The organism is Pelatocladus sp. BLCC-F211 (assembly GCF_041928655.1).
Lineage (GTDB): Bacteria > Cyanobacteriota > Cyanobacteriia > Cyanobacteriales > Nostocaceae > Pelatocladus.
Genome location: NZ_JBHFLM010000210.1, coordinates 1 through 10,701, shown reverse-complemented (window position 1 = coordinate 10,701; position 10,701 = coordinate 1). Strand labels below are relative to the sequence as shown.

Here is a 10,701-nt window from a genome sequence, read left to right as displayed (position 1 = left end):
CATCGGTTATTTAAATCAGTAGATGAGTTAAAGAATTTACTGGATAGATTGTTAAATCAGGGAGAACTAATAATTCAATGGGGACGAAAAGTAAAAAATAAAGGAAATGCTGCTATTGCAAACTAAATGTGGAACAGCTTAACTGTTAACTGATAACTGAGAAGTTGTCTCCCGTGTCCCCCTTCCCTTGTCCCCCTTCCCTTGTCCCCCTTCCCTTGTCTCCCCCATCCCCAGTTCCCGAACATGACTGAACAGCAAACTTGGAGTCAGCGATTTGAATCAGCATTACATCCTGCGATCGCTCGCTTTAATGCAAGTATTAGTTTTGACATTGAACTAATCGAATATGACTTGACTGGCTCTGTTGCTCATGCTCAGATGCTAACTAAATGCGGTATCATTCCTCCTGAAGAAGGAGAGCAATTAGTTGCTGGTTTAGAACAGATTCGCCAAGAATATCGCCAAGGCAAGTTTAACCCTGGCATTGAAGCAGAAGATGTACACTTTGCTGTTGAGCATCGTCTTGTGGAAATTATTGGTGATGTAGGTAAAAAGCTACACACTGGACGCTCTCGTAATGATCAAGTAGGAACAGATACCAGATTATACTTACGCGACCAAATTCAACAAATTCGTCAGCGACTACGAGAATTCCAAAGTGTCCTTTTAGATATTGCTGAGAATCACGTTGAAACTTTAATCCCTGGTTACACCCACTTACAACGCGCCCAGCCTCTAAGTTTAGCTCACCATTTGTTGGCATACTTTCAAATGGCACAACGGGATTGGGAACGCTTGGGAGATGTCCAGAAGCGAGTCAACATCTCTCCTTTAGGTTGTGGTGCTTTGGCTGGAACTACTTTCCCCATTGATCGCCATTACACAGCCCAACTATTGCATTTTGATAGCGCTTATGCTAATAGCTTGGATGGGGTGAGCGATCGCGATTTTGCGATCGAATTTTTATGTGCTGCTAGCTTAATCATGGTTCACCTGAGCCGTCTGAGCGAAGAAATTATTCTTTGGGCATCTGAAGAGTTTGGTTTTGTCACCCTGAAAGATAGTTGTGCAACAGGTTCCAGCATTATGCCCCAAAAGAAAAACCCCGATGTCCCAGAATTAGTACGGGGTAAAACTGGGCGTGTCTTCGGCCATCTCCAAGGGTTGTTGGTAATCATGAAGGGACTACCCTTGGCATACAACAAAGACCTACAAGAAGACAAAGAAGGTCTATTTGATAGTGTTAATACTATCAAAGCATGTCTAGAAGCAATGACAATTTTGCTACGAGAAGGTTTAGAATTTCGCACCCAGCGTTTAGCACAAGCAGTGTGTGAAGACTTCTCTAATGCTACCGATGTCGCAGATTACCTAGCAGCACGAGGTGTACCATTCCGAGAAGCATACAATCTCGTAGGTAAAGTTGTAAAAACCAGTATTGCTGCTGGCAAACTCCTCAAAGATTTAACCTTGGAAGAGTGGAAACAACTTCATCCCGCATTTGCAGAAGATATTTACGAAGCAATATCGCCTCGGAAAGTAGTTGCTGCTCGTAACAGCTATGGTGGTACAGGTTTCGATCAGGTAAGAACAGCAATTATAAATGCCCGCACTCAAATTGCAGAATAGCTGGTGATTGGTAGAGACGTAGCAATGCTACGTCTCTACAAGGATTCATACGTCAAACCAGCAGCGCCGGATTTACAGTCGTGCGCCTCTACCCAATAGAGCTTGGATAATACAAAAATCTTGTGTAGAGACGCGAAATTTCACGTTTCTACATGTAATAAAAAAAAGGCGTAGGTATATACGCCTAACAACTAAAACAAAAAAAGAGCAACCTTTTGAGTAGGGAAATTATTCAGCATCAACTGCTGCTGCTCCCTCATCCTCTTCACTCTTCGGTGGTCTTTGTTGGAATCTTCTCTGCATCCTTCCTGTGGTAGTCCGTTTACGAAACTTTCGGGCATATGCCTGGTTCCGTAGCGCCTTTTCTTTTTTCGGATTGCGGCGCTTAGCCATGTTCACCTCATGAATAAACAACAAAAAGCCTTACTTAGGCGATATCTAGACAATTTCAACTAGGATTATCTTTACTTTAATTGTAGTTTGAGCCTAGTGAAGCTTTGAATAATCCTACGGCTGAAGGCAGCAGGGTTATTTATTGACACTCTCACGGCCAAGCTTTACGCTGTGGCGGGAGATTCTTGCTTCATCGGGTTTGTCTAGTTTTGGATCATCTCTGTTCCAAAACCCCGTCCAGATTCCCCTCCACAAGCATCTGTTTAAAGTTCACCGACTGCCCGGCGGCAAACCATAAAATACTTGTTCACATGTATGAGCTTTGTTTAGACTGCACGGGATGCCCTACCGCACAGTTGTAGCAAGATCCCTAAGGGTACAAGTACAAAATGTTTATATCTTCGTAGGAAGCCCCTAGCTTTAGACTCTTGCCTCTAACGTAGTACGTAAGGTACTTAGTCTGGTCAGATTAAGGCTTTTTAAGACCCTATCTTTAGGCGTGGGGTTTCTGACCCGGTAGGTTTTTATATCTTGTACTGTTAAACAGCAATATATCCTAACGTATCTTTATTGATTTTGTCAACTTAAATTCCGATTCTGTGTCTTCTTAACTCTATCCCTAGTTAGAAGTATTAATGACAGTAAGTGATAAAATAGGACGCGAAATTAATATGAGCTATAAATTATCACTGAGCAAAAATTAATATATCAGCAATGTGCTTAACCTTAACTCTAGCTCACTTGTAATTTGTAACTAGATAATACAAATTACTGTTAATGTGATTTAACAAAAAACTATGATTACAATTAATGTATACAATTAACAAGGAAGAGTACAATTTTAAATCATTACTACAAAACAATATATCTGTTTCTTTGATAATTCGTGAATTTATTTCTATTTTAAAAGAATAAAAATATTGGTTATATGTAGAAAGCAAAGATATTATAAAGTTTTTGAATAAGGCTTAAACCATCTTAGAATAAGGTCATACATTTTTATAAAAAACTAGATTAGGTTTATAGAAAAATCACTATACTTCTTTGTTTTTATCTAACCTATAGCTTGTTTAGCAAAACTAAATTATGTATACTCACATTCACTATAATTACTGCAACGTAAATGTTAAAATTTGTATGTTCTAACCTAAGCATTAGAATCAATCCCAAAATCACAAGTCTTATTGTATAAGAACATACTTAACAATTTAGTTGAGCAAATGTGATTAGTGGGTAACTTCAAAGTACAACACACATAACTTACCAATATTTGAAGATTGAACGTTCTGGCTTTTTTTACTGTGGCAATTCAATCCACACGTGGTTTATGGCGATTTGGACAAACTGTACTGGGGATTATTTTCCGTCATCCGATCCCTGGTACAAGTATTATTCCTATTTTACCCGATGGTCAAATAGTGCTAATCCGAAGGCGAGATAATGGTCGTTGGGCTTTACCTGGAGGGATGGTAGACTGGGGAGAAGACATACCGAATTCAGTCCGTCGAGAACTGATGGAAGAAACGGGATTAGAATTAGTCAGGATTAGACGTTTAGTAGGAGTATACTCTGCTCCAGACCGTGATCCAAGAATCCATTCAATTTGTATTGTAGTGGAAGCAGACGTACAAGGAAAAATGGAGATTCAAGACACATTAGAAGTAATGGAAATCCAGGCTTTTCCTCTCGAATCTTTACCTCCAGAATTTATGTCTCATGACCATAATCGCCAATTAGAAGACTACTTAAAAGGTCTGACAACACTGGCATAATTTTTAGTGGTTAGTGGTTAGTAGTTAAAATTTTTCACTAACTACTATCTACTATTTAGTATCAATTTACAATTTTAAAACTTAATTACTAAATTAAAAATGAATAACTTATTTCGTAACTCTCGGAGAAAGCTGTCTCAAGGGTTATTATTCTGGCGTGAAGTCGGTGATGGAATACCTGTAGTTTTTTTGCATGGTGCTTGGAATGATAGTAGTGAATGGGTAGCAGTAATGGAAATGCTTTCATTAGGTTTCCATTGTTTTGCACCAGATTTATTCGGCTTCGGTGAATCGGATTATCCTAATATTCACTACTCGATAGATTTGCAAGTAGAATGTCTGGCTGAGTTCTTAAATGCTTTGAAATTAGAAAGAGTGTATTTAGTGGGGCATTCTCTTGGTGGTTGGATTGCTACAAGTTATGCTTTAAAGTATCCAGAACAAGTATATGGCTTAGTATTATTAGCACCAGAAGGTGTAAAAACTGAAGCATTAGACAAAAATTGTCAAAAATTACAGGGTTTGATGAAACGTCCGCTATGGATATTTAAAATATTAAGAATACTTCGTCCTTTGACTAAAATTCTGGGTTTAGATACGCAAATAGAACATGATTGGCAACAACAACAATTAATGCTGCAAAATCCAACAGGTAGTGAGTTATTATTCTTGCGTCAATTACCAGAAATTCATGCAGAATTAGTACAAGATAAATTAGATTTTGTAACAGTTCCTGTTTTAATTTTACAGGGTGGGAAAGACTCTCCAGATGCTTTGGCTAAGAGTAATAATTACGCAAAAATAATTCCACAAGCCAATCTGAAAATCATCGATCATGTAGGACAAAATTTGCCAGAAAAGTGTGCGGCGATTGTTGCTAGAGATATTCGGGATTTTATTAAAGGATAGATAATGAATAATTAACAACTAGCTACAATTTCTCGCATTCCCCAGAATCCTAAATTTGGTTCTACAACTATATGTACTGCTATCTGTGGTAGATGAGATTGGAGATAGTTAACTAACAAAGTGCGATCGCCCCCAGTAATAGCAATCTTACTTTGGGGAAATAACTGCCACCAAGCCTCAACAAAATCTTTAATTGCAGCTAACAAGCTATAAATCACCCCGCTTTGGATCGCCTCTGGAGTATTCACAGCAAACCGTTGCGGTAAATCTTCGGGTAATTCCACATTTGGTAACTGTCCAGTCTTTTGGTTAAGAGTCGCTATTTGCAAACCCAATCCCGGCAAAATCGCACCCCCAACAAGATTTTGATTCGCATCAGCACCGGTGAAAGTCAATGCTGTACCCGCATCTATTACTAACATGGGAAAACCCCAAGTTATCCCCGCACCCCATAACGCCAAAGCCCGATCTATTCCTAAAGTGGGATACATAGCTTGGAGAGGTATTTCATCTAAGGTAATAACACGTACATTTGGGTAAGTTAACCATAATGCTGTTTGACTAGGAACTACTGAGGCGAAAAGGAGGGGAATGGGGACTTCAGGGGTGTGCTTGGTGTGGGGGTTGTGGGGAGTCAGAGAAAGACTGTTGAGTATTTCGTTAAGGTTTCGACATTGAGATAATTCATATACAAACGACTTAGGAAGACGTTCTGTATTCCAGGTATGGCAAAGTGTTTTACCTTCAAACCAACCCCAGTGCAAGCGAGAATTACCAATTATTAAAGCTAACCAATTTTCTGAGTACATCTACGTAAGAATTTTCCTAAAATTTCTTAGTAATGCCAGAAAGAAAGCAATAGCAATACAATCTTTGTGGATGGCACTTTCAATGTTGCTAAAACCATACTAGAAGAATACAGTTATACATTTCTTCTATCTAAGGTTACTTAATTAAGTTACAAGAGACTCTAACCATCTTCAGTAGACAGCACCCAAAATTTTGAATTTCACCCAGTAGTGAAGTCTCGCTCACTCCTGAGCTTGGTACAAATTTATACTTTTAGCTTTTTTTAACTAATCTATAAATTATTTAATAAATATTTACAATAACCTCGTGTCAAAATATAAATACAGGAAAAAATACTCATTCGCTATGGAGGGCAGTTATGGTAGCACTCGCCGAAAATCCCAAAAAAAGACTGACCATCCAGGTAACTGATATTGCGTTGGACACAACAGCTATTCGTTCTCTGGACTGGGATCGCGATCGCTTCGATATTGAATTCGGTCTGCAAAACGGTACTACCTATAATTCGTTTATCATACGCGGTGAGCAGACAGCTTTAGTCGATACCTCCCACGAAAAATTTCGCCAGCTATATCTAGATACCCTCAAAAATCAAATAGACCCAGCAGACATTAACTATTTAATTATCAGTCATACTGAACCAGATCACAGTGGTTTAGTTAAAGATGTTCTGCAACTAGCCCCAGAGATCACCGTTGTTGGTTCCAAGGTCGCGATTCAGTTTTTGGAAGACTTGGTACATCAACCCTTCAAACGGCGGATTGTGAAAAATGGCGATCGCTTAGATTTAGGTAACGGTCACGAATTAGAATTTGTGATTGCACCAAACTTACACTGGCCTGACACGATCTTTACCTACGACCACAAAACCGAAATTCTGTTTACATGCGATGCTTTTGGGTTGCATTACTGTTCAGATGCGACATTTGACGAAGATTTAGCGGCCATATCCCCAGATTTTGAATTTTACTACGAATGCTTAATGGCTCCTAATGCCCGGTCGGTACTGTCAGCCCTCAAGCGTATGGGTGAACTAGAAAAAATCGGTATGATTGCTACAGGTCACGGCCCGCTACTTTCCCACAACGTTGAAGAACTAACCGGACGTTACCGCACTTGGAGCCAATCTCAAACCAAAGCAGAAACTACGGTTGGTGTATTTTACGTTTCTGGTTATGGTTGGGGCGATCGCCTAGCGCAAGCTGTTGCTAACGGTATCACCAAAACAGGTGTAGCAGTGGAATTGGTAGACCTGAAAACCGCAGATTTGCAAGAACTTCAAGAACTTGTCGGTCGATGTGCAGGAATTGTTGTGGGGACGCCGCCAGTATCCAACCCAGCAGCACAAACTGCTCTCAGTACTGTGTTAGGTGCTGTGAAAGAAAAACAGGCTGTGGGGATTTTTGAATCCAATGGTGGTGATGATGAACCGATTTATCCCTTGATGAATAAATTCCGGGATTTGGGTTTAACATTAGCTTTCCCAGCCATTCAAATTCGAGAAACACCCACAGAAAACACCTACAAGTTGTTGGAAGAATCAGGAACAGATTTAGGCCAATGGGTAACACGCGATAAAAGCATTAAAGCCATGAAATCCCTTGGCGCAGACTTGGATAAAGCCTTGGGTAGAATTAGCGGTGGGTTGTATATCATTACTGCCCAAAAAGGCGATGTTAAAAGTGCCATGCTAGCTTCTTGGGTTAGTCAAGCTAGCTTCAAACCCTTGGGAATATCGATCGCAGTAGCAAAAGATCGGGCGATCGAATCACTGATGCAGGTGGGCGATAAATTTGTGTTGAATGTGCTGGAAGAAGGTAATTACCAAAGTTTAATGAAACACTTCCTCAAACGTTTCGCCCCTGGTGCAGATCGTTTTGAAGGAGTGAGAACCCAGCCAGCCCAAAACGGTACACCTATCCTCACCGACGCTTTAGCATACATGGAATGTGAAGTTACCAGTAGGATGGACTGCGGCGATCACTGGATTGTCTACAGTACAGTTGAAGCGGGACGGGTGAGTAAGTCAGAGGCTTTAACGGCTGTGCATCATCGCAAAGTTGGAAATCATTATTAGAAGGGATCGGGGATCGGGGATTAGGAAATAAATTAGTCCCCAGTTCCTGATCAGCTATTTCTAATTCCCAGTTCCCAGTTCCCAGTTCCCAATCCCCGTTGCCCCTTGCCCCACCTGCCCCTTATCCCCAAAGGGGACCCCTACCTTCCCCAATCCCCGATCCCCGATCCCTAAAAAACTATGACATCCACAAAACCTCGTGACGTTCAAATTCTCCCCATTGCAACAGACACAACAATATTGCGATCGCGCAGTTGGACTCGTCTGAGATTTGAAATTGAATACGCCCTAGCTAAGGGTACAACTGCGAATTCTTATTTGATTCAAGGGGATAAAATTGCCCTAATTGATCCGCCGGGGGAAACTTTTACGGAAATTTACTTAGATGCACTGCAAAAACGGTTTGATTTAAAACAGATTGATTATGTAATTCTTGGTCATGTCAACCCGAATCGTGCTGCTACTTTAAAAGTTTTACTGGAACGTGCGCCGCAGATAATTTTCGTTTGTTCTAATCCAGGAGCAATCAATTTGCGGGGCGCATTGGAAAATCCTGATTTACCGATTCTGATTAAACGTGGGGAAGAAACCCTGGATTTAGGCAAAGGTCATCATTTGCAATTTATTCCTACACCTAACCCCCGCTACCCGGATCAACTTTGCACCTATGATCCAGAAACGGAAATTTTATACACAGATAAGTTATTTGGCGCGCATATCTGCGGCGATCAGGTATTTGATGAAGGTTGGCAAGCTTTTCTGGAAGACAGACGCTATTATTTTGAGTGTCTCATGGCTCCCCATGCCCGTCAAATCGAAACTACATTGGACAAATTGGTCGATTTGCAGGTGAGAATGTACGCGCCCAATCACGGGCCTTTGGTGCGTTATGGCTTGATTGATCTAACTCAAGCCTATCGGGAATGGAGTCAGCAACAGACATCTTTAGATACCACAGTGGCATTAATTTATGCTTCCGCTTACGGGAATACCACAACATTAGCACAAGCGATCGCCCACGGAATCACGAAAGCAGGTGTCAGCGTCGAATCCATCAATTGCGAAGTCGCCGAACCTAGTGAGATTCAAGCTGCTGTTGAGAAAGCAGCAGGCTTTATCATTGGTTCTCCTACCCTTGGCGGACATGCACCTACACCAGTACAAACTGCTTTGGGTATTGTGCTTTCCACGGCTGCTAAAAATAAACTCGCCGGTGTGTTTGGTTCCTACGGTTGGAGTGGCGAAGCTATTGATCTAATTGAAGGTAAACTTAAAGATGCTGGTTATCAGTTTGGCTTTGAACCCATCCGAGTCAAATTCAAACCCAACGATGTCACTTTACAAACTTGTGAAGAAGCCGGAACAGACTTCGCGCAAGCACTGAAAAAAGTCAAAAAAGTACGTACTTCTAGCCAACCTGCTACCAATGTCGAACAAGCTGTTGGGCGAATTATTGGTTCTCTGTGCGTGATTACAGCTAAACGAGAGGAAGTATCTAGCGCTATGTTAGCTTCTTGGGTATCTCAAGCTAGCTTTAGTCCTCCTGGCTTTACTATTGCTGTTGCTAAAGAGCGGGCTGTTGAACCTTTGACACACTCTGGTAATCAATTTGTTCTTAATATTCTCAAAGAAGGGAATCATATAGGGTTAATGAAACACTTCCTCAAACCCTTTGGCCCAGCGCAAGATCGTTTTGAGGGTGTTGCTACTACAGAAGCCGAGAATGGTAATCCTATCCTGACAGATGCGTTAGCTTACCTTGAATGTACCGTAGAAACTCGGATGGAAGCAGGCGACCACTGGCTAGTTTATGCGACTGTAGATAATGGTCAGGTTCTAGACGATGGTGTTACTGCTGTGCATTATCGCAAGTCAGGGAATCATTATTAAATATTACATCTTAGTTAATTAGTGGTTAATATGTTTACTTTTTAACCACTAAGACACTAAGACACCAAGAAAAATAGATTACACCTTGAAAGGGCTACTTTCTTTGTACTTAAATCCGTTTTTCCAAATATTGACCAATCATCAATTGTTCACCCGCGCGAGAAATTATAGATTGGCGTGTGCGGTACTTGCTACCGACTAGCTTTAATTCTTCCTCAAATACGGAATTATTGTACTCAGTTCGCAAACATAAGGTTGTGGGATTGGGGAAGTAATAATCGGCTGTCACTGGCTTGGTTGTGGCGAAACCGCGATCGCGATATAGTGTGTTACCTAAAGCCCCAAATAAAGTTGTTCCCTTTGATTCTTTTCTTCCTGAAATCGAATTAGTGCTTTCCCATATAACTTCAGCACCACAGGTTAAGCTTGCTGTATCAGGTAAGCCGTGCATGTCAGCTAATTTACGTAATTCTTCGCTTCCTTGCTCCAAAAATTTGATCGTAATTACACTTACCATTTCTTTGGTTTCTCCCTCTGGTAAAGTGTAATAGCGGCGTTCTGAGTGCCATGTACCTACAGATGCTTGAAAAAATTCCGCAAGCAGAGATTCGTCGGTTCTTTGTAATATTTGTAGTGGTGATGTCACGGTTAGCCTTCCTCGCGCCCAGTTAATTCAGAATTGGTCATACAAGGACATACATATTGTGTATGCTGTTTTCCAAAAAATTTACTTTTTTTAATATAAACTAAAAAGACAAAGAGTTATTGATAGAATTGCTACAACTTTAGAAAAAATATCTACTTTTCAAAAGATAATTACCAAACAAGGCAAAAGTAATACCAATTCTGTATGAAGATGCGCCTAATTATATAAGGAACGAACCACAAAGTATACAAAGAAAGAAGAAGTCAATAAAATTTAGCGCAGCTTCATAAAGAAATAGTATAAGAAGCAAAAAGATACTCATCAAGGAAAAAGAAAATATTGATTTTGTAGGTGTAGCATTGCCATAGGCTAGCCCCTAATTTTTATTTATGGGGATTATCTTTTTACTTTTTAATCTGAATTGATGTAAGTCGTCTGAGGGGGCGACGAAATAAGCTAAAACATAGACTCGATAAGCTTCATAGCCCTTAAACCCTGTTGATAATATTTACGTTTATTACGATTAATTCTCATTAATTCGGTTACTAACCCCACACAAATATCTTTGAAATTGA

The 10,701-nt window shown here is 40.4% G+C and carries 8 protein-coding genes and 1 pseudogene; 6 read left to right on the top strand and 3 right to left on the bottom strand.

What is annotated here, in order from left to right; translation table 11 throughout:
* Both ACE1AT_RS25405 and argH read left to right on the top strand, forming a co-directional pair.
* Positions 1-126 (top strand): annotated as a pseudogene (locus ACE1AT_RS25405) (IS630 family transposase); the annotation flags it as partial.
* Between the two features lie 117 nt (positions 127-243).
* Entirely contained in the window at positions 244-1,629 is a 1,386-nt protein-coding gene (gene argH, locus ACE1AT_RS25400) for an argininosuccinate lyase (protein WP_374873475.1), read from the top strand.
* Positions 1,630-1,857: 228 nt separating this feature from the next.
* Here the strand turns inward: argH and ACE1AT_RS25395 are convergent, their stop codons facing one another.
* The gene (locus ACE1AT_RS25395; RefSeq protein WP_016860072.1) at positions 1,858-2,022 is read right to left on the bottom strand and encodes a hypothetical protein; all 165 of its coding nucleotides are present in this window, start codon (positions 2,020-2,022) and stop codon (positions 1,858-1,860) included.
* A gap of 1,277 nt (positions 2,023-3,299) precedes the next feature.
* On the opposite strand from ACE1AT_RS25395, the gene ACE1AT_RS25390 reads away from it, so the two are divergent.
* Together ACE1AT_RS25390 and ACE1AT_RS25385 are read left to right on the top strand one after the other, a co-directional pair.
* The gene (locus ACE1AT_RS25390) at positions 3,300-3,794 is read left to right on the top strand and encodes an NUDIX domain-containing protein (RefSeq protein ID WP_374873473.1); all 495 of its coding nucleotides are present in this window, start codon (positions 3,300-3,302) and stop codon (positions 3,792-3,794) included.
* A 99-nt stretch (positions 3,795-3,893) separates the two neighbouring features.
* Complete coding sequence (locus ACE1AT_RS25385; RefSeq protein ID WP_374873471.1) at positions 3,894-4,703, top strand: alpha/beta fold hydrolase; 810 nt, start codon at positions 3,894-3,896, stop codon at positions 4,701-4,703.
* An 11-nt stretch (positions 4,704-4,714) separates the two neighbouring features.
* Here ACE1AT_RS25385 and ACE1AT_RS25380 read toward each other — a convergent pair whose 3' ends face one another.
* Positions 4,715-5,512, bottom strand: a complete 798-nt coding sequence (locus tag ACE1AT_RS25380; protein WP_374873469.1) for a pantothenate kinase — start codon at positions 5,510-5,512, stop codon at positions 4,715-4,717.
* 359 nt (positions 5,513-5,871) lie between these two features.
* On the opposite strand from ACE1AT_RS25380, the gene ACE1AT_RS25375 reads away from it, so the two are divergent.
* A complete protein-coding gene (locus ACE1AT_RS25375; RefSeq protein WP_374873467.1) occupies positions 5,872-7,590 on the top strand; it encodes a diflavin flavoprotein in 1,719 nt (572 codons plus the stop codon).
* Between the two features lie 180 nt (positions 7,591-7,770).
* The gene (locus tag ACE1AT_RS25370) at positions 7,771-9,480 is read left to right on the top strand and encodes a diflavin flavoprotein (protein ID WP_374873465.1); all 1,710 of its coding nucleotides are present in this window, start codon (positions 7,771-7,773) and stop codon (positions 9,478-9,480) included.
* A gap of 109 nt (positions 9,481-9,589) precedes the next feature.
* On the opposite strand, the gene ACE1AT_RS25365 is transcribed toward ACE1AT_RS25370, so the two are convergent.
* Positions 9,590-10,126 carry a phycobiliprotein lyase gene (locus ACE1AT_RS25365; RefSeq protein ID WP_374873463.1) on the bottom strand — a complete coding sequence of 179 codons (537 nt, stop codon included), beginning with the start codon at positions 10,124-10,126 and terminating at the stop codon, positions 9,590-9,592.
* Positions 10,127-10,701: the final 575 nt, after the last annotated feature.